This window comes from Azospirillum aestuarii, from assembly GCF_016632405.1.
GTDB lineage: Bacteria > Pseudomonadota > Alphaproteobacteria > Azospirillales > Azospirillaceae > Azospirillum > Azospirillum aestuarii.
Genome location: NZ_JAEPIV010000010.1, coordinates 1 through 23,542 on the forward strand (window position 1 = coordinate 1; position 23,542 = coordinate 23,542).

The window sequence follows — 23,542 nt, forward strand, 5'->3', positions numbered from 1 at the left end:
TGGACCCGGTGCAGTTCGGCATCGTCATGCTGATCAACTGCGCGCTCGGCCTCAACACCCCGCCCGTCGGCACCACCCAGTTCATCGGCTGCGCCATCGGCGAGGTCTCCGTCGGCGAGGTCATGCGCTCCATCACACCCTTCTACGGCGCCCTCTTCGTCACCCTCCTCCTCGTCACCTACGTCCCGACCTTCTCCCTTTGGCTGCCCCATCTCCTCATGCGCTGAGGCAACCTCCGCAGGGTCATGAAAAAGGGCCGCGCCGGCATCCCCGGCGCGGCCCTTTTCTGTTCGCCTCCGACGGATCAGCCGGCTTCGGCGTTCGACGAGTTCTGCCACAGGTTCAGCCCGCCATCGACGGCGTGGCGGTCGATCTCCGCCAACTCCTCCGGCGTGAAGGCGGTGTTCTTCAGCGCGTCGAGCGAGTTGTCGAGCTGCTCGACGTTGCGGGCGCCGACCAGGGCGGAGGTCACCCGCGGGTCGCGCAGCACCCAGGCGATGGCCATCTGGGCCAGCGTCTGGCCGCGCCGCTGGGCGATGGCGTCGAGGGCGCGCACCCGCTCCAGATTCTCCGGCGACAGGAAATGCGCCTTCAGCGTGCCGCCCTTGGCGGCGCGGGCGTCGGTGGGCTGGCCGTTCAAGTACTTGGTGGTCAGCATGCCCTGGGCCAGCGGCGAGAAGGCGATGCAGCCGATCCCCGTCTCGTCCAGCGCGTCGAGCAGACCGCCCTCGATCCAACGGTTCAGCATGGAATAGGACGGCTGGTGGATCAGGCAGGGGGTGCCGAGATCCTTGAGGATCGCCGCCGCCCGCCGGGTCATCTCCGGCGAGTAGGAGGAGATGCCGACATAGAGCGCCTTGCCCTGCCGCACGGCGTGGTCGAGCGCGCCCATCGTCTCTTCCAGCGGGGTGCGCGGATCGACGCGGTGCGAGTAGAAGATGTCCACATAGTCGAGCCCCATGCGCTTGAGGCTCTGGTCCAGACTGGCCGTCAGATACTTGCGCGAGCCCCAGCTCCCGTAGGGGCCGGGCCACATGTCGTAGCCGGCCTTGGTGGAGACGATCAGCTCGTCGCGGTGGGCCTTGAAGTCGGTCGCCAGGACGCGCCCGAAATTCTCCTCCGCCGAGCCCGGCGGCGGGCCGTAGTTATTGGCGAGGTCGAAATGGGTGACGCCGCGGTCGAAGGCCCGGCGCAGCACGGCGCGCCCGGTCTCGAACACGTCGGTGCCGCCGAAATTCTGCCACAGCCCCAGCGAAATGGCCGGCAGGTCGAGCCCGCTCCGCCCGCTGCGACGGTAGGTCATGGCGGTGTAGCGGGCCGGATCGGCGCGGTAGAGCGATTGCATCGCGGTCTCCTGGCTGTCTTGCGCGGTGTTGGGAGGAACGTGACTGATATATTAGAAATCAGCCGCGGTCCAAAGCCAAGTGCGCAGAGCAGCCTTCAGACCGGCTCGGCCTCGTCCTCCGTGGGAGCGGTGAAGTAGAGCGGGTTGGCCTTCTGCGCGTCGGCAATGGTGACCTGGAGATAGTCCAGATGCAGGTCGATGGCCTTCGCCGCCGCCTCCGGGTCGTTGTTGGCGATGGCCTCGATGATGACCGAATGCTCGGCGATCACGTCCGGCACGCGGCCCAGCACCGGCAGGGTCAGCAGGCGGTAGCGGTCCACCTGCACCTTCACCTGCTGCGTCAGGTTCCAGAAGCCGGGATAGCCGGCGGTCTCCGCCAGCAGCGCGTGAAAGGTTTCGTCGGCCTGGTGGAAGCCTTCGAAATTCTGGGCGGCCTCCATCTCGCGCTGGAGTTCCAGGTTGGCGCGCAGCTTGGCGATCTGGCTGCGGGTGGCGCGCTTGGCGGCGTAGCGGACGGTCGCCTCCTCCAGCGCCTTGCGGATGGCGATGGCTTCCGGCAGGGCGCCCAGCGGGATGCGGGAGACGAAGGTGCCCGATTGCGGGAAAATCTCGATCAGCCCCTCGTCCGCCAGACGCAGCACGGCCTCGCGCACCGGGGTGCGGCTGACGCCGTAGTCCTGGGCGATCACCTTCTCCGCGACCGGTTCGCCCGGCTTGCGGCGGAGCGAGACGATCTCGTTGCGCAGGTCACGGTAGATCGTCGCGGCCACGGTGGTGCCGCGCTGGGCCGGGCGGGCGACCGCCGCCGCCGTGCGGCGCCGGGTCCGCGTCCTGACGCCCTCCGCCTGTTCGGAATCCACCGCCGATGTCTGCGCCGCCTTTTTCAACACCCGCTCCTGCCAGGAAAACTCAGGGCGCCGGATCTCCGGGACACCGGCGTCGGACCCGCTGGTTCACGCCGCGGCCGGCCCACCCTTCATCGCAATATACTAATACCCGGCGGTGTGGGTCAAACGCCTTGGACCCGCGCGGCGCCCCGGTTCCGCGCCAGTTTGTCCCACCGGGAAGCGCGTTGCGCCACTTATCGGTATACTAGTATATTGAAGAAAGCTCCACCGCGGAGCGCACAGCCGCAAGGACCGTCACCGTGGACCGCAAACGCATCGCCCTCGTCGCCCACGACGCCCGCAAGCCCGACCTGATCGGCTGGCTCGGCGCCAACATCCACGCGCTGGAGGGCAATGTCTTCTGGTCCACCGGCACCACCGGCCGGCTGGTCCGGGAGGCCCATCCGCAATTGGACATCACCTCGCTGAAGAGCGGCCCGCTGGGCGGCGATCAGCAGATCGGCGCGATGATCGCGGAGGGCCGGATCGACCTTCTCGTCTTCTTCGTCGACCCGATGACCGCCCAGCCCCATGACGTGGACGTGAAGGCGCTGACCCGCCTCGCCACGCTCTACAACATCCCGATGGCCTGCAACGAGGCGACCGCCGACATGGTGATCTCCTCCCCCCTCTTCACCAGTGGCTACCGCCCGCGGGCCGTGGACTTCGCCGCCCACGATTCGCGCCGCCTCTGACCGGCCTTTATCGAACCGGCCCCTCTTGAATTGCGCGTCTTGCCGACAGAATTGTGGGCAAGGCGCACAAAGTCCTTGCATCCGGAACTGATATATTAATATATTCCGACATGCGGGGCACGACCGGCGCAGCACCACGCGCCACACCCGAACCACCCATTCAAATGGGCACCGGACCCCCGTCCGGCATCCCTCTTTCCGGAGATGAACGATGCTCCACCCCGACCGCCTCTTCCCCAGCGATCCCACGCAGCGCGACATCGCGCGCCGGCTGTACGCGGAGGTGGGCCACCTGCCGATCATCAGCCCGCACGGCCACACGGACCCGTCCTGGTTCGCGAAGAACGAGGCGTTCCCGAACCCGGCGTCGCTGTTCGTGGTGCCCGACCATTACGCCTTCCGCATGCTCTACAGCCAGGGCGTGACGTTGGAGAGCCTGGGCGTGCCGCGCAAGGACGGCGGGGCGGTGGAGAGCGACCCGCGCAAGATCTGGCGCCAACTGGCGCAGAACTGGCACCTGTTCCGCGGCACCCCGACGCGCATGTGGCTCGACCACGCCTTCGAGACGGTGTTCGGCGTGACGGAGCGGCTGAGCGGGGCCAGCGCCGACCGCATCTTCGACCAGATCGACGCCTGCCTGCAGAAGCCGGACTTCCTGCCGCGCGCCCTGTTCGAGCGCTTCAACATCGAGCTGCTGGCGACCACCGAATCCCCGCTCGACACGCTGGAGCATCACCGCGCCATCCGCGAGAGCGGCTGGAAGGGCCGCGTCATCACCGCCTTCCGCCCCGACCCGGTCGTCGATCCGGAGTTCGAGGGCTTCCAGGCCAACGTCGAGACTCTGGGCGCGCTGTCCGGTGAGAACACCGCGACCTGGGCCGGCTACCTCGCCGCCCTGCGCAACCGCCGCCAGTATTTCAAGGAGGTCGGCGGCGCCACCTCGACCGACCACGGCCACGCCACGGCGACCACCGCCGACCTGTCTGACGCCGACGCCGAGCGGCTGTTCGAGAAGGCGCTGCGCGGCACCATCACGGCGGCCGAGGCGGAGATCTTCCGCGGCCAGATGCTGACCGAGATGGCCAAGATGAGCCTGGACGACGGGCTGGTCATGCAGATCCACCCCGGCAGCTTCCGCAACCACAACCCGGGCCTCTTCGAGCGCTTCGGCCGCGACAAGGGCGCCGACATCCCCACCGGCACCGAGTATGTGCGGGCGCTGAAGCCGCTGCTCGACCGCGTCGGCAACGAGCGCGACCTGACCATCATCCTGTTCACGCTGGACGAGACCAGCTACGCCCGCGAGCTGGCGCCGCTGGCCGGCCATTACCCGGCGCTGCGCGTCGGCCCGGCCTGGTGGTTCCACGACAGCCCCGAGGGCATGCGCCGCTACCGCGAGATGATCACCGAGACGGCCGGCTTCTACAACACGGTCGGCTTCAACGACGACACCCGCGCCTTCTGCTCCATCCCGGCCCGCCACGACGTGGCCCGCCGCGTGGACTGCGCCTTCCTGGCCCGCCTCGTCGCCGAGCATCGGCTGGAGGAGGACGAGGCCGCGGAGGTGGCGGTGGATCTCGCCTACACCCTCGCCAAGAAGGCCTACAAGCTCTGACGTCGTAAATGCCCTTCTCCCCTCCCTTTCGCGCCCGCTCGCGGGCGCTGTCGGCGACAGGCGGCCTTTGGCCGCCGAGAGCGGGGAGAAGGAATCTCTACATAAGGACCACCACCATGGCATCGCTGACCATCCGCCTGCATCCCGCGGACAACGTCGTCGTTGCCGGCGCCGACCTGCCGGAGGGCACCTCCCTGCCCGACACCGGCGTCGTCGCCCGGACCGCGATCCCCTCCGGCCACAAGGTCGCGGTGCAGGCCATCGCGGTCGGCGGGCCGGTGCGCAAGTACAACCAGGTCATCGGCTTCGCGACCGCCCCCATCGCGCCGGGCGACCATGTCCATGTCCACAACATCGGCGTGGGCGACAGCTTCGAGCGCGATTACGCCTTCGGCGCCGACGTTCACCCCACCGACCTCGTTCCGGAGGCTGAACGCGCCACCTTCCAGGGCATCGTCCGTCCGGACGGGCGCGTGGCGACCCGCAATTACATCGGCATCCTGACCACGGTGAACTGCTCGGCCACCGCCGCGCGTATGATCGCCGACCAGTTCCGCGGCGACGCGCTGGCCGCCTACCCCAACATCGACGGGGTGGTCGCGCTGACCCACGCTTACGGCTGCGGCATGGGCTCCCAGGGCGACGCCATCGACGCGCTGCGCCGGACCATCGCCGGCTACGCCCGCCACCCGAACTTCGCCGCCGTGCTCGTGCTCGGCCTCGGCTGCGAAGTGAACCAGATCGACAAGCTGGTCGAGGTCGAGGGGTTGACCGTCGGCGACACCCTGCAGACGCTGGCGATCCAGGACAGCGGCGGCACCGCCGCCACCGTGCGGGCGAGCGTGGAGCGCATCCGCGCGCTGCTGCCCCGCGTCAACGACGTGAAGCGCGAGACCGTGCCGGCCAGCCACCTGATCCTGGCGCTGCAATGCGGCGGGTCGGACGGCTATTCGGGCATCACCGCCAACCCGGCGCTGGGCCACGCCGTCGATCTGCTGATCCGCAACGGCGGCACCGCGGTGCTGAGCGAGACGCCGGAGGTCTACGGCGCCGAGCATCTGCTGACCCGCCGCGCCGTCAGCCCGGCGGTCGGCGCGACGCTGGTCGAGCGCATCCGCTGGTGGGAGGATTACACCAGCCGCACCGGCGGCGAGATGAACAACAACCCGTCGCCCGGCAACAAGAAGGGCGGCCTGACCACCATCCTGGAAAAGTCGCTGGGCGCGGTCGCCAAGGCCGGCACGACCAACCTCGTCGAGGTGGTGCGCTACGCCGAACCGATCACCGGGCCGGGCCTCGTCTTCATGGACACGCCGGGCTACGACCCGGTGTCGGCTACGGGACAAGTGGCGGGCGGCGCCAACGTGCTGTGCTTCACCACGGGCCGCGGCTCCGTCTTCGGCTGCAAGCCGACGCCGTCGCTGAAGCTCGCCACCAACACGGCGCTTTTCCGGAAAATGCCCGACGACATGGACATCGACTGCGGCCCCATCGCCACCGGCGACGCCACCATCGAGGAGGTCGGGCGGGCGATCTTCCAGCTCATCCTCGACACCGCGTCGGGCCGGAAGACCAAGAGCGAGGATCTGGGCTTCGGCTCCGACGAGTTCACGCCCTGGCAGATGGGCGCCGTCATGTGAGCGAAAGAGCTTGCGCTCAGAGTGATATACTAGTATAAGTGTTTTCGTTCGGTTATCCTTTGAAACCCAGTCGGCAGGCCGCGCCATGCGCGTGGTTCCGCCGAGTGACGTTTCTCCAAAGTGCGACTTCAGACCGCCGGGGCACGCTCCGGCGGTCTTTTCTTTTCGGGGTCCGGCGATCCGACGGCGGCGCGCAGCCAGTCCCGGAAAACGGTGAAGCCCGGCTCCCGGTGCCGCGCCGGCCGCGAGACCAGATACCACGCCCGCCCCATCGGCACCGCCAGCGCGAAGGGCGTGACCAGCCGGCCCGCCGCCAGATCGTCGGCGATGTAGAGCTGCGCCCCCAGCGCCACCCCCACCCCGTCCGCCGCCGCCTGCAAGGCCATGGCGTAGCTGCCGAAGGACAGTCCCTTTGAAGCCGGCGGCGCCAGCCCCGCCGAGGCGAACCAGTGCGGCCACTCGTCCGCCCAGTGCGACACCGAGAGCAGCGTCGCCGACAGCAGATCCTCCGGACGGCGCAGGGTCCGCGCCAGGGCGGGCGCGCAGACCGGCAGCATGTCGGCGGTGAACAGCTCCTCCACCTCGTAGCCCGGCCAATGCCCGTCGCCCAGCAGCAGGGCGCAGGTCCAGTCCTCGCGGATCGGCGCCCCGGCGCCGCCGGTGGCGATGCGCACCTCCACGTCGGGGTGGCTCTCGTGGAAGGCCGACAGGCGCGGGATCAGCCAGCGCACCGCGAAGGTGGCCCCCACCCCCAGCGTGAGCACCGGGCCGTCGCGCATGGCGGCGACCCGCTCCACGCTGTCGGCGATCGCGTCGAAGGCGCCGGTCAGGCCGGGTTGCAGCGCCCGCCCGCGGCCGGTCAGCTCCAGCGCGTTGGCCCGCCGCTCGAACAGCGGGAAGCCCATCCGCTCCTCCAGCAGGCGCACCATACGACTCACCGCGGCCTGCGAGACGTTCAGCTCGCCCGCCGCCCCGGTGAAGCTGCCGTGGCGGGCCGCGGCCTCGAACGCCCGCAAGGCGTTCAGCGATGGCAGGCGCCGCATCCGATCCCCTCCCCCATGGACCCCAACATTTCCTGGGGGTCAGCATCAGACAATCCCGTTTGCGGCGCAAGCGTGCCAGGGGCATCATGCCGTCCACAGCCAAAGAAAACTTTCGGATGAGCGGGATGCTGACGGTTCCCCTGACACTCGGACTCGGCCTTGCGGCGCTGGTGACCTCGTTCCTGTCGGGCCTGTTCGGGATGGCCGGCGGCATGGTGCTGATGGGGCTGCTGCTGGTGTTGCTGCCGGTGTCCTCCGCCATGCTGCTGCACGGGATCACGCAGATGACCGCCAACGGCTGGCGGGCGTGGCTGTGGCGGCGGCACGTGCAATGGGGAATCGTCGCCCGGTTCCTGTTGGGCGGGGCGGTGGCGGTCGCCGTTTTCACCCTGATCCGCTATGTGCCCGGCAAGGCGGAGGCGCTGATCGTGCTGGGGCTTTCGCCCTTCATGGCGATGGCGGTTCCGTCGCACTGGTCGCCGAACGTGTCGCGGCGCGGCCACAGCACGCTGGCCGGCGTCCTGTGCATGGGCGTGCAGCTGATCGCCGGCATCTCTGGGCCGCTGCTCGATGTGTTCTTCGTGAAGTCCAGCCTGTCGCGGCAGAGCGTCGTCGCGACCAAGGCGACGATGCAGGTCTTCGGCCACCTGTTCAAGACGGTCTATTTCGGCTCCCTCGTCGCGGCGTCGGAGGTGGAGACGCTGGACATCACGGTGACGCTCGTCTGCATCGGCATGGCGGTCCTGGGAACGAACCTGTCGCGCCGCGTGCTGGACGCCATGAGCGACGCCCAGTTCCGCAGCTGGAGCCAGCGTCTGGTCGCCCTGACCGGCACTGTCTATCTCGGCCAGGGGCTGTTCCTGCTGGTGGTGGGGTAGGTTCCGGGGGGTTCTTGCCCCCACCCCGGCCCTCCCCCGCTTCGCAGGGGAGGGAGATTTTGTCCCCTCCCCTGCGATAGCGGGGGAGGGTTAGGGAGGGGGCAAAGTGCTCCTCCCCTTCACCCCGGCGGGGGGAAAACCGCCACGAACCGGTCTCCGCCTCTTCCGGGTGGAGCGCCGAAATTTTGCGTGCCCGGCTGGTGGCTGACAGGTTCATGACAGGTTCGCCTGCTAAACAGTTGGAACAACCAACCACCGTTCCCGGAACCTCCACCATGGCGACCGAATCCGCAGCCAGGAAGCCGGCGGAAACCACGGCGAAGACCGCATCGGCGGACGAACGCACCCCGCTCTTTTATGGCGCCGCCTGCGGCGCGGGGGCCGGCGGCTCCGTCCTCCTCTACGAGGCGCGTCCGCAGCGCCCCGACGCCAAGGCACCGTAAGGCGCGCCAAGCGCCATCCAAAAAGCAAAAAGTTCACTCGGAGGAAACACCATGAGCCTCGGCAACCCCGCCAAGGGGATGCTGGCGGCGGCCGTGCTGGCCGCTGCCGCCCTGTTCGCCGCTCCCGCGTCGGCGGAGATCAAGAACCTGGAGATCATCGCCCCCGCCAACGCCGGCGGCGGCTATGACCAGCATGCGCGCGCCATGCAGCAGGTCCTGCAGGACCACAAGCTGGCCTCCAGCGTCCAGGTCGTCAACATTCCGGGAGCCGGCGGCACCATCGGCCTCAGCCAGTTCGTCACCGCCAAGAAGCGCAACCCCGGCCTGATGATCTCCGGCCTGGGCATGATCGGGGCGATCCTGATCAACAAGTCGCCGGTGTCGCTCGATCAGGTGACCCCGCTGGCCCGCCTGACCGGCGAGTACCAGCCCATCGTCGTCGCCGCGGATTCGCCGCTGAAGACGCTCGACGACCTCGTCAGGAAGTTCAAGGCCGATCCCGGCTCCGTCTCCTGGGGCGGCTTCGCGGTGGGCAGCCCCGACCACATCCTCTACGGCCTGCTGGTCAAGGCGATTGGCGGCGACGTATCCAAGATGAACTACATCGCCGCCGGAGCGGGCGGCGAGATGATGGCCTCGGTGCTCGGCGGGCACATCACCGTGGCGACCGGCGGCTACAACGAGATGGCCTCGCAGCTCCAGGCCGGAAAGCTGCGGGCGCTGGCGATCTCCGCCCCGCAACGCCTTCCCGGCATCGACGTCCCGACCTTCAAGGAACAGGGCGTGGATGTCGAGCTGGTGAACTGGCGCGCCGTGATGGCGCCGGGCAACCTGAAGGCGTCGGAAAAGCAGATTCTCGACGACGCGGTCAGCGCCATGGTCCGCACCGACGACTGGAAGCGCATCGCCGCGGAGCGCGGCTGGATCGACCTTTACCTGCCGCCCGACCAGTTCGCCGCCTTCGTGAAGGACGAGCGGACCCGGATCGAAGGCGTCCTGACCGAGCTGGGCCTCGTCAAGTGACGGTTGGCCGGCGGCAGGCCGCCGGGTTTCAAAACAAAACACACCCCCAAAACAAGACACAGCCATGGAGCGAAGCGTCATGACCATCCGCATGCCGGGCGCCGTGAAGGGCGTCCTGACCGCCGCCGTTCTCGCCACGGCCTCCCTCGCCGCCACCCCGTCGCTGGCCGAGATCAAGGGGCTGGAGATCATCGCCCCGGCCAGCCCCGGCGGCGGCTGGGACCAGCACGCCCGCACCCTGCAGCAGGTTCTCCAGGACCAGAAGCTGGCGTCAAACATTCAGGTCGTGAACATCCCCGGCGCCGGCGGCACGGTCGGCCTCGCCCAGTTCGTCACCGCCAAGAAGCGCACGCCGACGGTGCTGGTCGGCGGCCAGATCATGCTGGGCGCCATCGTCACCAACAAGTCGGCGGTGACGCTCGATCAGGTGACCCCGCTGGCCCGGCTGACCGGTGAATACACCGCCATCGTCGTTCCCCCGGATTCGCCCATCAAGACCTTCGACGACCTGATCAAGACGTTCAAGGCGAACCCCGGATCGGTGTCCTGGGGCGGCGGCTCGGCGGGCGGCAGCGACCAGATCCTGGCCGGGCTGATCGCCAAGGCGGTCGGCGTCGATCCCAACAAGGTCAACTACGTCGCCACCGCGGGCGGCGGCGAGCTGCTGGCCTCGGCGCTCGGCGGCCATGTCACGCTCGGCATGGGCGGCTACAGCGAGTTCGCCCCGCAGTTCCAGGCGGGCAAGCTGCGCGCCATCGCCGTCTCCGCTCCGCAGCGCCTGCCGGGCTCCGACACGCCGACGCTCAAGGAGCAGGGCGTCGACCTGGAGTTCGTGAACTGGCGCGGCGTCTTCGCCCAGGCCTCCGCCAAGCCGGCCGAACTGAAGGAACTCCAGGAGGCCGTCGCCAAGGCCGTCGCCAGCGACGAGTGGAAGCAGGCCGTGAAGCAGCGCGGCTGGATCGACCTCTACCAGCCCTCCGCCGAATTCGCCTCCTTCCTGAAGCAGGAGCGCGCGCAGATCGAAGGCACGCTGAAGGACATCGGCCTCGTGAAGTGAGGGCCGAACCGGGTGGGCGCGGTCGCCGCGCCCACCGGTCCGCAAAAAACAGTCTGGGAGGATGAAGCGATGACCACCGGTCGGAGCATGCGCGCCGGAGAGGCGGTGCTGGGCGGCGGGCTGATCGCCCTTGGGGGCTTGATCGCGGTCGAAACCATGCTGACCCCGAGCGTCGGCCGGGCGGTGGTCGGCCCCGCCCTGTTTCCCTACCTGATCTCGGGCGGCCTCGTTCTGGTCGGCCTGTCCCTGCTGCGCGAAGCCTTCGCCGGGGCCATCGCCCACGCCGAGGGGCTGGAGCTGGACCTCTGGGCCGTGGCGCTGGTCGCGGCGGGGCTGGCCGTCCAGTTCCTGCTGCTGGACACGCTGGGCTGGATACCCTCCACCACCATCCTGTTCGCCGCGGTCGCCCGCGCCTTCGGCGGCCGGCGGCTGATGGTCAATCTCGCCATCGGGCTGGCGCTCGCCGCCTTCACCTTCGTGGCCTTCAATTACGGGCTCGGCCTGAACCTGCCCGAGGGCAGCATCGTCGAACGGCTCACGTCCCCCGACGCCGAGTAGGAACGCCGGACAAGCCTCGCTTCGGGGCCCCGCTTCGGGAAGGAAACTGCACAATGGATACCCTTGCCGCCCTGGGCCACGGCTTCCTCGTGGCGCTGACGCCGTACAACCTGCTGTGGTCGGCGATCGGCGTGACGGTGGGCACCGCGGTCGGCGTGCTGCCCGGCATCGGCCCGGCGCTGACCGTGGCCCTGCTGCTGCCGGTCACCTACGGGCTGGAGCCGACCTCCGCCTTCATCATGTTCGCCGGCATCTATTACGGCGCGATGTACGGCGGCTCGACGACCTCGATCCTCCTGAACGCGCCGGGCGAGTCCGGCAGCATCGTCACCGCCATCGACGGCCACGCCATGGCCCGCCAGGGGCGCGGCGCCCAGGCGCTGGCGACCGCCGCCATCGGCTCCTTCATCGCCGGCACCATCGCCACCGCGGCGCTGACCTTCGTCGCCCCGCTGATGGTCAAGCTGGCCCTGCTGTTCGGCCCGGCCGAGTATTTCGCGCTGATGGTGCTGGCGCTGACCACCGTCACCGCGGTGCTGGGCAACTCGCTGGCCCGCGGGCTGGCGAGCCTGTTCCTCGGTCTGGCGCTGGGTCTGGTCGGCATCGACATGCAGACCGGTCAGGCGCGGCTGGCCTTCGGCGTGCCGGAGCTGCTCGACGGCATCGACACGGTGGTCGTCGCGGTCGGCCTGTTCGCGGTCGGCGAGACGCTCTACGTCGCCTCCCGCCACCGCTTCGAGACGGAGGAGATCTACGCGCTCAAGGGCTCCAAATGGATGAGCCGCGAGGACTGGGCGCGGTCGTGGAAGCCGTGGCTGCGCGGCACGCTGCTGGGATTCCCCATCGGCACCCTGCCGGCCGGCGGCAGCGAGATCCCGACCTTCCTGTCCTATCTGGTCGAGAAGCGTCTGGCCAAGAAGCCGGAGGAGTTCGGCAAGGGCGCCATCGAGGCCGTCGCCGGTCCGGAGGCCGCCAACAATGCGTCGGCCGCCGGCGTGCTCGCGCCGCTGCTGTCGCTCGGCCTGCCGACCTCGGCGACCGCCGCCATCATGCTGGCCGCCTTCCAGCAGTACGGCCTGCAACCCGGCCCGACGCTGTTCGACAACAACCCGGAGCTGGTCTGGGGCATGATCGCCAGCCTCTACATCGGCAACGTGCTTCTGCTGGTGCTGAACCTGCCGCTGGTCGGCTTCTGGGTGAAGCTGCTGCTGATCCCGCGGCCCTGGCTGTACGCCGGCATCCTCGTCTTCTCGTCGCTGGGCGCCTACACGCTGAACAACAACGTCATCGATCTGGTCATCCTGTGGGTGATCGGGCTGGTCGGCTTCGGCATGCGCGTGCTGAACGTGCCGGTGGCGCCCTGCGTGGTCGGGCTGATCCTGGGGCCGCTGGCCGAACAGCAGTTCCGCCGGGCGCTGGCGATCAGCCAGGGCGACCCGTCGGTCTTCCTGACCCACCCGATCTCGGCGGCCCTGCTCCTCATCGCGGCCCTGCTGGTGATCGGCCCGATGATCCTGCGCTACCGGAGCAACGGGGCGGGCAAGGGCGACAGCGCCTCCCGGTCCGACACCCATCCCGCGACGTAAGACCGCCATTCCTCGAAGGACTTCTCCATGGAAAGCGTCGATCTCTGGTCCCAGCTCGCCGCCTTGGGACAGGTCATCGCCATCGACCTCGTTCTGGCCGGCGACAACGCCATCGTCGTCGGCATGGCCGCCGCTGCGGTTCCGTTGGCGCAGCGCCGCAAGGTGATCGTCTGGGGCATCGGCGCGGCCATCCTGCTGCGCATCTTCTTCGCGCTGATCACCACGCAGCTTCTCGCCATCATCGGCCTGACCCTGGCCGGCGGCATCCTGCTGCTGTGGGTCTGCTGGAAGATGTTCCGCGAGCTGCGCTCCCACGGGACGGACGAGGTGGCGCCCGACGAGGCGATGGACGCCCCCGACACGCCGGCGGGCGTGTCCGGAAACGCCGCCGCCGGTGCCGCGGTCGGCGGCGTCACGGTGGGAGCGGCGATCTGGCAGATCGTGGTGGCCGACGTGTCGATGTCGCTCGACAACGTGCTGGCCGTGGCCGGCGCCGCCAAGGATCACCCCACCATCCTGGTCATCGGCCTGCTGCTGTCCGTCGTCCTGATGGGGGCGGCGGCCAACATGATCGCGCATGTCCTGCACAAGCATCGCTGGGTCGGCTGGGTCGGTCTCGTCATCATCACCTATGTGGCGCTCGACATGATCTGGCGCGGCAGCAACGAAGTCCTCATGCACACCTCCCGGCTATCGTGACGGAGCGCTTCCGATGATCAAGAAGGTACTCGTTCCCCTGACCGGACGGCCGCTGGACCGCCGCGCCATCGCCACGGCCTTCCTGCTCGCCACCCGCTTCCGCGCCCATGTGGAAGGGTTGAGCGTCATGCCGCAGGTCGAAATCCGCACCTCCGTGGAAAGCGCCGCGATTCCCAAGGCGCTGGTCGAGCAACTCATCCGTATCGGGCAGGAGGATCAGGCGCGGGTGATCGACTCCGCCCACGACCTGTTCGAGGAATTCCGCAGCCGCTTCGGCGCCGCGGAGGCGGACAGCCTGACCGGCGGCGGCGAGGCGGCGGACGGGCTCTCCGCCTCCTGGCAGCAGGCGACCGGCCCGCTGGCCGAGACCCTGGCGGAGGAGGCGCGGCTCGCCGATCTGGTGGTGATCGCCCAGACATCCGACAGGACCAACGCCATGGGGCCGGCCATCGAGGCCACCCTGTTCGGCTCGGGCCGCCCCCTGCTGCTGGCGCCGGCGGCCGAACCGGCGTCGGTCGGGTCCGCGGTCGCCGTGGCCTGGGACGGCGGGGCCGCGGCCTCGCGGGCGGTCGCGGCGGCATTGCCCCTGCTGCAACGCGCCGGCAAGGCGGTCATCCTGTCGGCGGAGGTCGCCGATCCCGGACGCACCGCCGACCCCGACCGCCTGTCGGCCTACCTCGCCCTGCACGGCGTCGCGGCGACCATCCGCAAGGTCACGGCGTCAGGCCGCGCGGTCGGCCGGGCCTTGCAGGAGACGGCGACGGAGACCGGCTGCGACCTGCTGGTGATGGGCGCCTACGGCCACAGCCGGGTCCGCGAACGGGTGTGGGGCGGCGTTACGCTCGATGTACTGCGCGAACCGCCGGCCATTCCCATCTTCATGGCGCACTGATTTGTGCATTACGGTGCCCCGGCACCGGGAGACGGAACATGCGCATACTCGTCGTCGAGGATACCGAGGATCTGGCCGACGCCATCGTCCACCGGCTGCGCAAGCTGGGCTACGCCGTCGACTGGGCGCCGACCGGCGACGAGGCGGAGGAGCTGTTGCGCCAGGAGGCCTATCAGCTCGTCCTGCTCGACATCATGCTGCCGGGGGTGGATGGGCAGACGCTGCTGAACCGCCTGCGCCAGCGCCGGGACGTCACGCCGGTCCTGGTGATGACCGCCCGCTCGCAGGTGAACGTGCGGGTCGATCTGCTCGACCTCGGCGCCGACGACTTCATCGTGAAGCCCTTCGACCTGCGTGAGCTGGAGGCCCGCTGCCGCGCCCTGCTGCGCCGCTCGCACGGGCTCGCCTCCTCGCGCACGCAGTTCGGCAATCTGGTCTTCGACGCCGCGGCCAAGAAAGTTCTGATCGACGCCCGTCCCGTCGATCTGGGCGGCCGCGAGTTCCGGCTGCTGGAGCTGTTTCTCAGCAACCTGAACACCGTCCTGTCCAAGGAGGACCTGATGGACCGGCTGTTCAGCCTCGACCAGCCCACCGCGCTGAACGCCATCGAGTTGTATGTCTCCCGCCTCCGGCGCAAGCTGGAAGGCGCGTCGGTGGAGATCCGGACGGTTCGGGGGCTGGGCTATGTGGCGGAAGTGTGTGCCGAAGGCTGAGGGATTCTCGCTGCGGCGGCGGCTGTTCATCCGGCTGCTCGGCGTGCTGGCCGTCCTGACCGCCGGCCTGTTCCTGTTCGTCAGCGCCTACGCCCAGCGCGCCGCCGACGCCGCCTTCGACCGGCTGCTGATGGCGTCGGCCCTGTCGATCTCCGACACGGTGCGGGTTGAGGACGGACGCTTTTCCGTCGACCTGCCCTATTCCTCGCTGGGCATCCTGGCCCAAGCCCGGCGCGACCGCGTGTTCTACCGGATCACCGCGCCGGACGGCGAGCTGGTCACCGGCTACCACGACCTGCCGGTGGCGCCCGCCAAGGCCGCGGTCGCCGGCGCAGCCGGCAGCGACTCCACCACCCGTTTCGAGAACGCCAGCTTCCGCGGCATGCCGGTGCGCGTCGCCGTCCTGAAGCGCTTCGCCACGCAGCCGGACCTCGGCGGCTGGGTCACCATCGCCGTCGCGCAGACGCGGGAGGAGCGCGGGGCGCTGGCCCGCGACATCCTGGCGAACGCCTTCCTTCCCATCGCCTTCACCGTCGTCGCGGCGGGCGGGCTGATCTGGTTCGGGGTGCGGCAGGCGCTGGTCCCGCTGGGCTCGCTGGAGCGGATGATCCGCGAGCGGCAGCCCCACGACTTCTCCCCAATCGCCATGCCGCCGCCGCAGGAGGTGTCGCAGCTCGTCCAGGCGATCAACCAGCTCATGGCGCGGCTCAAGGCCAACCTCGACACCATGCAAACCTTCCTCGCCGACGCCGCCCACCAGATCCGCACGCCGCTGGCCAGTCTGCGCCTCCAGGCCGAACTCGCCATCGACGAGGACGATCCCGACGCCCTGCACCGCATCGCCCAGCGCGTGCACCGCAACGCGGTGGAGGCCAGCCAGCTGACCAGCCAGCTCCTCAACCACGCCATGGTGATCCACCGCAGCGAGGCGCTGAAGCCGGAGGACGTCGATCTCGGCGCCCTGCTGGAGCAGGTGTTCCAGCGCGCCCGCGCGGTGGCCGGCGACACGGCGATCCGCCTGGACATCGACCGCGCGGCGGAGTCGGCCACCGTCCCCGGCGACGCCATCAGCCTGCGGGAGGCCCTGACCAACCTGCTCGACAACGCGGTGAAGTACGCCGGCCCGTCCGGCCCCATCGACCTGTCGCTGACGCCCCGGCCGGCCGGGCGCGGCCTGCGCGTCGAGATCGCCGACCGCGGCCCCGGCGTGCCGGACGCCGAAAAGCGGCGCGTGCTGGAGCGATTCGGGCGCGGCAGCTCCGCCGCCGGGGTGGCGGGCAGCGGGCTGGGCCTCGCCATCGTCACCTCGGTGGTGGAGGCGCACGGAGCCGACCTCGCCCTGCTCGACCGTCCCGGCGGCGGGCTGATCGCGCGCATCGACTTTCCGGCGGCGGACGGCGGCGCCACGGCGGGGGGAGGAGCCGGGCGGGCCCTGCTGCCCCTGCTGTTTCTCTGCGCCCTGCTCTGGTCCCCCTGGGCGCAGGCGGCGCAACTGCTCACCTACCCCGCCCCCGGCGGCGAGCGGGAGCGGCTGCGCATCCATTCGGCCACCGACCGGCAGGCCATCGAGCCGCTGGTCCTCGACTTCCAGCAGCTCCACCCCGACGTCACCATCGAATACAAGGACATGGACACCGCCGACCTCTACGCCGAGGCGGTGGCCGTGCCGGCCAAGGGGGGTGCGGCCAAGGGGGCGGCGGCGGAGACGCCCGACCTGCTCATCAGCTCCGCCTCCGACCTGCAGGTGAAGCTGGCCAACGACGGCTACACCCAGCCCCACCGCTCCGCCCTGACGGACGCGCTGCCGGATTGGGCGAACTGGCGGGACGAGGCGTTCGGCTTCACCTTCGAGCCGGCGGTGATCGCCTACAACCGCGACCTTCTGCCGGACGCCGAGGTGCCGCGCACGCGCCCGGCGCTGATCCGGCTGCTGCGCGACGACCCGGCGCGCTTCAGCCGGCGCGTCGCCACCTACGACACCGCCACCAGCGGCATCGGCTATCTGCTGGCATCCCACGACGCCCTGCTGTTCGGCCAGTACTGGCAGCTCGTCGCGATGATGGGCAACGCCCAGGCGCGGCTGGCCTGCTGCTCCGGCGAGATCCTCGACATGGTGGAGCGGGGGGAGGTGCTGATCGCCTACAACGTCCTCGGCTCCTACGCACGGGCGCGGGCGGCGGCGGGGGCGGCCATCGGCATCGTGGTGCCGGAGGACTACACGCTGGTCATCTCCCGCGTCGCGGTGATCCCCCGGACGGCGCCCCGGCCGCAATTGGCCGGCCAGTTCATCGACTATCTGCTGTCGCCGCGCGGGCAGGAGGTGGTGGCCGACCGCTCCGCCCTGTACGCCATCTCCTCCGGGATCAAGCGGGAGGCGTCGGCGTCCGGCCTGCGCTCCAGCACGGCGGCGCCGCTGCACCCCATCGCCCTCAGCCCCGCCCTGCTGGTGTTCCTCGACCGGCTGAAGCGGGAGCGGTTCCTGCAGCAATGGCAGTCGGCGATCCTGCTGCCCTGAGCCTTGAAACGAGTCCGCAACCCGCTTCCCCGCGTGACGCCTCACCCATTCCAGCCCCCAGGCGGCGATGACCCCGCAGGGCCGCCAGCTCGAGCGGCACCGTCGTCGCGGAGTCGAAGCCACCCGACGGCGCGAGCGCGGCAAAAAGATCCGCAAGGATCAGAGCGTCCACGGCCCCGTCGGGAACCGGACGCCGCAAAGCCTCTGCGAGCAGTCCGTTGAGCCATGGCGAAGAAAAGGGATGCGCTCACCGGTCTTGCATCTGGAACCCCATAGCGCTGGCATGGATTTGCAACCTTGCGCAGAAGACACCAACTCTTCCGCGGATAGCAACGAAAACGATCCTATCAAGTGAGATGTTTCACAAGAATCGGCGATCACCCACACGAAAATGATTGCGTATGTATTCCACCCTGAGAAACCGTCATGCGCAGATTCAATACAAATACGCGATAAGTTCTTGAGCGTGTGCACAACCGTCACTATGATACACTCGGGTATGCAGGAGGGGCGCATGGCGGGCCTGTTGCAGGAGCGTACGGGACGCGCGGCGCACACGAACGCAGCCTTGGCGGCTTGCCCACGGCGTCCGCCGGATCAAGCCGAACGGTGCCACGCACTGGCACCGGCCGGCGGGACACCGCCGGTCAGGACACCTCCCGCCTGAATCCTGCCGGGTGCCACCGCGGGCAGTGTTTTCCCGCAGGGCGCGGTCCGGCGTCATCGAGCGGAGGTCTTTGAGGACCGACGTGAACCTCATTCCCTTCTGAAAGGACCATCGAGAATGAACGACAACTGCGAACGTGGCTCGACCGTGCAGCCGGCGAACCTCGACCTCTCCTTCATCAGCAAGCGGCTCGAGACGGCCGGCTACACGTCGGACCAGGCCGCGGCGTCGGTCGAGGCCTACCGGCAGTTCCTCGTCGTCGTGGCGGCGAAGCCGAACCTGATCCTGGTCCCGACGAAGGCGGCGGACGCGGCGTGGCACGAGCACATCCTGTTCATGGACCGCTACGAGGCGGACATGATGCGGCTGGTCGGCGCCCGGGTCCACCATCACCCGGACGCTCCCGACGACGCCGCGTGGCAGAAGGCCGTCGCCAACACCCAGGACGCGTTCCGGGCGACGCTCGGCGTGGAACTGCGGACGGAGGAACTCGCCGGCTGCTACCTCACGGTCGAGGCGGCCTGAGCGTCATACCATCGTATTGACCCCATCGTATTGACCGTTGCATGACGCGGTGGTTTTGCTGCTAAATTCGCTCAAATGGCAGCGCGCTCCGCGTACGCTCTCCTGACCGGCGGCCCAGGCCACGGTCAGGGGCGCACCCCGTCACCTCCGGCCGCGAAAGGGAGGAAGGATTGATGTCCGATCTGGTCCACGACCTCTCCAGCCGCGCCCGGGACATGAACGCGGCGCTGACCGTCTTCGACAAGAGCGACACGCTGCTGGCGACCAACGACAAGCAGAAGACGATCTATCCCTTCATCGACTTCTCACGCTCGGTGACGTTCCGCGACATCGTGTGGGAGTGCGTGAAGCATAAGAAGTTCGGCTCGGACACCATCTATTCCGATCCGGCGCGATGGATCGGCTACGCCGAGGATCTCCGCCGGTTCAACAGGTTCTGGCAATCCTTCACGCTCCATTCCGACGGGCGGGTCATCCAGATCACCTATGAGCGGTTGGATGACACGGACGGCTGGTGGTACCAGATCCGCCGCGACGTCACCAGCAACGTCCAGGAAAGCGTCCGGGGTGGCTTCGACAGCTTGATTTCCCTCAACGGCGGCAGTGTCCTGCCGTCGTCGGGCCGGCCCTCCTTCGTCTTGCGGCTGCTCGACGCCCTGCCCTACCCGGCGGCGCTTCTGACGCCGCGCTGCCAGGTCATCGACGGCAACCAGTCCTTCGCCTCCATCGTGGCGCGGGGGGACGGGCTGACCATGGTCGGCGGCCGGCTGTGCATCCCCGACGCCCCGGCCGAACAGGCGGAACTGTCGAAGCGGGCCGCCGGCTTCTTCCGCCGCCGCACCCGCACGCCGATCACGCTGCGCGTCTCGCGCCTGGACCAGCCGTCACCCTATTTCGCCACCCTGTCGGAACCGCCGGCCCAGAGCGTCGGAAGCGGTGGCCCGATGACCGGCATCCTCCTCCTGACCCTCGTCGATCCGGACGTGCTGCCCGCCGTGTCGGCGCGCGCCGTCGCCGAGCTTCTCCAGATCACCGGATCGGAGGCCGAGATCGCGCTGGCACTGTGCTCCGGGCGGAGCGTCGACGAGATCGCCGAGGACCGCGGGGTGGAACGGCGCACCGTTTACAATCAGGTCTCGTCCATCCTGGGCAAGACGGGGCTGCGCAACCAGGCAGGAATCGTGCGGCAGGTGACGACGATCTGCTGGCATTTCGGGTCGCGCGCCTGATCGAATCCGGGTATGGTGCTGGACGCATCGCCAGTGGCGCGAATACCTGGATATGAACGCACTCTTGTGCATACATATGGCGGACGTCCGGTGCGATTCCGGTTCCGCTCTGGCCGGAGGCCGTGAAGGAGGCAGGGGCGTCTGGTTTTCCCACCCCCGACTACCGCCCGGCAACGCCCCGCACCATGCCCCTGACCGCCGCCATCCGCCTGCTTCTGACCGTTCTGGCCATCGCGACCGGCGTTGCCGGTCCCGCGTTTCCGGCGATGGCGGGAACCTTGCGGGCCAGCCTGTCCGACGATCTGACGACCATCGACCCGTTCGCCTTCCCCGGACTGGTTTCTTCCGGTGTTCTCCGGCAGGTCTATGAGGGCTTCACCGCGATCGACGCCGCCGGCAACGCCGTTCCGGCGCTGGCCACCCGCTGGGAGACGCCGGACGGCGGGCGGACCTGGCGCTTCACCCTGCGCCCGGACGTGCGCTTCCATTCGGGGCGCCCGTTCACCGCCGCCGACGTCCTGTGGACCTGGGAACACCATCTGACGCGCAAGCCCCAGCCCGGCTACAGCGCCTTCTACCTGCGCGGCGTCGAGGGGGCCGCGGCGCTGCAGCAGGGAACCGCCGCGTCGCTGGCCGGCGTCGAGATTCCCGCCCCCCACACGCTCGTCGTCCGGCTGACCGAACCCGACGCGCTGTTCCCGCTCTACCCGTTCCTGTTCGTCGACCGCGGGATGGAGGCCGAGTTCGGACCGGCGTGGCACGAGCGGGCGTCCGGCGGCACCGGGCCGTTCCGCCTCGCGTCCTGGCGGCGCGGCGAATCCGTGCGTCTGGAGGCCCACGCCGATTATTGGGGCGGCGCCCCCACCGTGGACGCGGTGTCCCTGGCGGTGCTGCCCGACACCAACACGCTGCTGGCGCGCTACGACGCCGGAGAGTTGGACGTCGCGCCGCTTCCCGACAACGCCGTGCGCACGGTGGTCCGCCAGCCGCGCTACGACGGGCAGATCGCGGCCTTCGCCCGCGCGCAGGTGCGCTATCTCGCCCTCAACCAGGATCTGTACCCGCCCTTCCGCGACCGGCGCGTGCGCGAGGCGGTCGGCCTCGCGCTGGACCGCGCCGCCACGGTGAATGGCCTCCATGCCGGGCGGGCAGCGCTGACGAACGGCTTCGTCACGCCCGGCCTGGGCGGTTACCAGCCCGACGCGGTGCCGCTGCCGCCATTCGATCCGGACCGGGCCAAGGCGCTGCTGGCGGAGGCCGGCTACCCCGGCGGGCGCGGACTGCCGCCGCTCCAGATCGCCGGCGGCCCCAACGTGCGCGAGGAGGCGACCTATTTCGCCGCCCAGCTCACCGCGATGCTGGGGATTCCGGTCGGCGTGCGCATCCAGGAGCGCGCGGCCTTCGTGGCGGCGATCAACGAGGGTCGCGAGGCGCTGTTCATCAACGGCTGGACGGCGGATTTCCCCGATCCCATGGACCAGCTCGCCACCCAGTGGCACAGCGCCAGCCCGACCAACCGCATCCGCTGGCACAACCCGGATTTCGACCGGCTCATGGAGCGGGCGCGCGGCCTCGCCGACCCCGCCGCCCGCAACACGCTCTACCGGGACGCCGAGGCCCTGCTCCGGAACCAGGCCGTGGCGCTGCCGCTGCCGGCGCCGCAGTTCGTGGCGCTGGTGCGGCCGGGCGTGACCGGCGTGGTCATCCGGCCCGACGGCACGACGGACTATCACGCCGCCCGGTTGCCATGACGGGACGCCGGCTCGACCGCTGCGGTTCATCCCGGCGATTGGCTTGGCGATTGGCCCGGCGCCTGCCGGCGCTTCTTCTCCTGACCGGCGCCGCCGTGCTGGTGAGTTTCCTGGCCTCCCACGCGCTTCCCGGCGACCCGGTCATGCTGATGGTCGATGGGCGGGCCGCCGACCCGGAGATGATTCGGCGCCTGCGGGAAGACGCTGGGCTGGACCAGCCGCTGGCCGTTCAATTCCTGTCCTACGCCCTGGCCGTCCTGCGGGGCGACCTCGGCCAATCGCTGCGCTACGGCGGCGTTCCGGTGACGGCGCTGCTGACCGAAGCCTTGCCGGTGACGCTGGGGCTGATGGCGGGCGCCGCGGCGCTCGCCCTGCCCCTCGGTCTCACACTGGGCCTCGCCGCCGCCGATGTGCGGCGGGCATGGCCGGGCACGGCCCTGACCATCGGATCGGTGCTGGCCCTGTCGACGCCGCCGCTGGCGCTGGCGACGTGGCTGATGCTGGCGGGGTCCGGCACGCCACCATGGGCCATGGCGGCGCTGGCCCTGCCGGCGGCGGCGATGATCGCCCGCCTGACGCGGACCCAGGTGATGGAGGTGCTGGGACGTGACTTCATCCGCACCGCGCGGGCCAAGGGGCTGGGACGGGTCGCCCTACTGCTGCGCCACGCCCTGCCGAACGCCCTGGTACCACTGGCGGCGGCGGCCGGGTCGGTGGCCGGGACGATCCTCACCGCCACGGCGGCGGTAGAGAGCGTCTTCGCCCTGCCGGGGGTGGGGCGGTTGACCGTCCAGGCGGTGCTGGCCCGCGACCACACGGTGGCCGGAGCCGCCGTTCTGGTCTTCGTCCTGATGCAGATCGCCATCAGCCTGACCGCCGAGCTGCTGATCGGCCTCGCCGATCCGCGGCTGCACGACGATGGGTTGCGCGACGATGCGGAGGCGCCGTGATCGCCACGCGCTCCTCCGCCGGACGCGCCGGCCTGCTCCTCGCGGCGGCGCTGGCGGTGCCGCTGGCCCTGGCCGCCCTTCTGCTGCCGCTCGACCCGTCCGCCATGGATCTCGGGCAGGCCTGGGCGGGACCATCCGTCGCCCACCCGCTGGGGTGCGACGGGCTGGGCCGCGACGTCGCCGCCCGGCTGATCGCCGGGACGGGAACCTCCGCCGCCATCGCCGGGCTGGCGCTCACCCTCGCGGTGGGGCTGGGCGTCGCCTCGGGCGGGGTGGCGGGCTGGATCGGCGGGCGCACGGACGCCGTGGTCCTGCGGCTGGCCGACCTGCTGCACGGCTTTCCCGAGCTGTCGCTCGCCATCGTCGCCGCCGCGCTGCTGGGTCCGGGCACCGAGGCCATGGTGCTGACGCTCGCCCTGGCGGCGTGGCCCTCGCAGGTCCGCTGGTGCCGGGCGCTGGCCCTGTCCAACCGGACCGCCGAGCATGTGCGGGCCTCCGCCGCCCTCGGCGCGGGACCGCTGCACACGGTCCGCCGCCATCTGTTGCCGGCGGTCGCCGGGCCGGTCGCCATCCGCGCCGCCCTGTCCATCGGCCCGGTCATGGTGGCGGAGGCGACGCTGAGCGGTCTCGGTCTGGGCATCCAGGAACCGGCGGTGTCGCTGGGCACGCTGATCCGCGACGGGCTGGCCGACCTGCGCGACGCCCCCCATCTGATCGCCGCGACGACCATCACCGTCGCCGCCGTCGCGCTGGCCGTCAACCTGCTGGCCGAGGGTCTGCGCGAGGGTCTCGACCCGCGGTGGGCACCGTTCCGCCGTCCGTAACGGCCGC

At 69.9% G+C, this 23,542-nt stretch carries 22 protein-coding genes; 19 read left to right on the forward strand and 3 right to left on the reverse strand.

Going from position 1 to position 23,542, the window contains the following annotated elements; translation table 11 throughout:
* The coding region (locus tag JJL56_RS17885) for a TRAP transporter large permease subunit (RefSeq protein WP_200485806.1) at window positions 1-227 on the forward strand (227 nt) is incomplete at its 5' end.
* Window positions 228-304: 77 nt separating this feature from the next.
* On the opposite strand, the gene mgrA is transcribed toward JJL56_RS17885, so the two are convergent.
* Window positions 305-1,345, reverse strand: coding sequence for an L-glyceraldehyde 3-phosphate reductase (gene mgrA / locus JJL56_RS17890; protein WP_145627721.1), 1,041 nt, complete (start codon window positions 1,343-1,345; stop codon window positions 305-307).
* 95 nt (window positions 1,346-1,440) lie between these two features.
* On the reverse strand, window positions 1,441-2,232 hold the full coding sequence (locus JJL56_RS17895; protein ID WP_211111902.1) for a GntR family transcriptional regulator: 792 nt from the start codon (window positions 2,230-2,232) through the stop codon (window positions 1,441-1,443).
* Window positions 2,233-2,492: 260 nt separating this feature from the next.
* Between JJL56_RS17895 and JJL56_RS17900 the strand changes: the two genes are divergently transcribed.
* The 3 genes from JJL56_RS17900 to JJL56_RS17910 all read left to right on the forward strand — a co-directional run bounded on the left by JJL56_RS17900 (window position 2,493) and on the right by JJL56_RS17910 (window position 6,182).
* Window positions 2,493-2,927, forward strand: a complete 435-nt coding sequence (locus JJL56_RS17900; RefSeq protein ID WP_014199988.1) for a methylglyoxal synthase — start codon at window positions 2,493-2,495, stop codon at window positions 2,925-2,927.
* 211 nt (window positions 2,928-3,138) lie between these two features.
* Window positions 3,139-4,542 (forward strand): glucuronate isomerase, encoded by a 1,404-nt coding sequence (gene uxaC / locus JJL56_RS17905; RefSeq protein WP_145627719.1) that lies wholly within the window; start codon window positions 3,139-3,141, stop codon window positions 4,540-4,542.
* A 116-nt stretch (window positions 4,543-4,658) separates the two neighbouring features.
* The gene (locus JJL56_RS17910) at window positions 4,659-6,182 is read left to right on the forward strand and encodes a UxaA family hydrolase (protein ID WP_200485807.1); all 1,524 of its coding nucleotides are present in this window, start codon (window positions 4,659-4,661) and stop codon (window positions 6,180-6,182) included.
* 128 nt (window positions 6,183-6,310) lie between these two features.
* Here JJL56_RS17910 and gcvA read toward each other — a convergent pair whose 3' ends face one another.
* Entirely contained in the window at window positions 6,311-7,225 is a 915-nt protein-coding gene (gene gcvA, locus JJL56_RS17915) for a transcriptional regulator GcvA (RefSeq protein ID WP_145627715.1), read from the reverse strand.
* A gap of 125 nt (window positions 7,226-7,350) precedes the next feature.
* Between gcvA and JJL56_RS17920 the strand changes: the two genes are divergently transcribed.
* From JJL56_RS17920 to JJL56_RS17990, 15 genes are all read left to right on the forward strand, one after another.
* Window positions 7,351-8,103 carry a TSUP family transporter gene (locus JJL56_RS17920; RefSeq protein ID WP_247891130.1) on the forward strand — a complete coding sequence of 251 codons (753 nt, stop codon included), beginning with the start codon at window positions 7,351-7,353 and terminating at the stop codon, window positions 8,101-8,103.
* 275 nt (window positions 8,104-8,378) lie between these two features.
* Window positions 8,379-8,546, forward strand: a complete 168-nt coding sequence (locus tag JJL56_RS17925) for a hypothetical protein (protein WP_186453014.1) — start codon at window positions 8,379-8,381, stop codon at window positions 8,544-8,546.
* Window positions 8,547-8,597: 51 nt separating this feature from the next.
* Window positions 8,598-9,569 (forward strand): Bug family tripartite tricarboxylate transporter substrate binding protein, encoded by a 972-nt coding sequence (locus JJL56_RS17930; RefSeq protein WP_200485809.1) that lies wholly within the window; start codon window positions 8,598-8,600, stop codon window positions 9,567-9,569.
* Between the two features lie 79 nt (window positions 9,570-9,648).
* Window positions 9,649-10,626 (forward strand): Bug family tripartite tricarboxylate transporter substrate binding protein, encoded by a 978-nt coding sequence (locus tag JJL56_RS17935; RefSeq protein WP_247890675.1) that lies wholly within the window; start codon window positions 9,649-9,651, stop codon window positions 10,624-10,626.
* 69 nt (window positions 10,627-10,695) lie between these two features.
* Complete coding sequence (locus JJL56_RS17940) at window positions 10,696-11,184, forward strand: tripartite tricarboxylate transporter TctB family protein (protein ID WP_145627711.1); 489 nt, start codon at window positions 10,696-10,698, stop codon at window positions 11,182-11,184.
* A gap of 53 nt (window positions 11,185-11,237) precedes the next feature.
* Complete coding sequence (locus JJL56_RS17945) at window positions 11,238-12,770, forward strand: tripartite tricarboxylate transporter permease (protein ID WP_200485810.1); 1,533 nt, start codon at window positions 11,238-11,240, stop codon at window positions 12,768-12,770.
* 27 nt (window positions 12,771-12,797) lie between these two features.
* Complete coding sequence (locus JJL56_RS17950; protein WP_200485811.1) at window positions 12,798-13,469, forward strand: TerC family protein; 672 nt, start codon at window positions 12,798-12,800, stop codon at window positions 13,467-13,469.
* A gap of 13 nt (window positions 13,470-13,482) precedes the next feature.
* On the forward strand, window positions 13,483-14,361 hold the full coding sequence (locus JJL56_RS17955; RefSeq protein ID WP_145627707.1) for a universal stress protein: 879 nt from the start codon (window positions 13,483-13,485) through the stop codon (window positions 14,359-14,361).
* Window positions 14,362-14,399: 38 nt separating this feature from the next.
* Window positions 14,400-15,074: a response regulator transcription factor gene (locus tag JJL56_RS17960; protein WP_145627705.1), complete on the forward strand. Its 675-nt coding sequence runs from the start codon at window positions 14,400-14,402 to the stop codon at window positions 15,072-15,074.
* Window positions 15,061-17,589, forward strand: a complete 2,529-nt coding sequence (locus JJL56_RS17965) for an extracellular solute-binding protein (RefSeq protein ID WP_345772601.1) — start codon at window positions 15,061-15,063, stop codon at window positions 17,587-17,589. The genes JJL56_RS17960 and JJL56_RS17965 overlap by 14 nt, the downstream gene beginning before the upstream one ends.
* A 784-nt stretch (window positions 17,590-18,373) precedes the next feature.
* Window positions 18,374-18,781, forward strand: coding sequence for a glycine-rich domain-containing protein (locus JJL56_RS17970; RefSeq protein WP_200485813.1), 408 nt, complete (start codon window positions 18,374-18,376; stop codon window positions 18,779-18,781).
* A 173-nt stretch (window positions 18,782-18,954) separates the two neighbouring features.
* A complete protein-coding gene (locus tag JJL56_RS17975) occupies window positions 18,955-20,010 on the forward strand; it encodes a helix-turn-helix transcriptional regulator (protein ID WP_145627699.1) in 1,056 nt (351 codons plus the stop codon).
* Window positions 20,011-20,195: 185 nt separating this feature from the next.
* Window positions 20,196-21,761 carry an ABC transporter substrate-binding protein gene (locus tag JJL56_RS17980; RefSeq protein ID WP_200485814.1) on the forward strand — a complete coding sequence of 522 codons (1,566 nt, stop codon included), beginning with the start codon at window positions 20,196-20,198 and terminating at the stop codon, window positions 21,759-21,761.
* Between the two features lie 50 nt (window positions 21,762-21,811).
* Entirely contained in the window at window positions 21,812-22,711 is a 900-nt protein-coding gene (locus JJL56_RS17985; protein WP_247889568.1) for an ABC transporter permease, read from the forward strand.
* Window positions 22,708-23,535, forward strand: coding sequence for an ABC transporter permease subunit (locus JJL56_RS17990; protein WP_200485815.1), 828 nt, complete (start codon window positions 22,708-22,710; stop codon window positions 23,533-23,535). Before JJL56_RS17985 ends, JJL56_RS17990 begins: the two co-directional genes overlap by 4 nt.
* The last annotated feature ends 7 nt before the right edge of the window (window positions 23,536-23,542 follow it).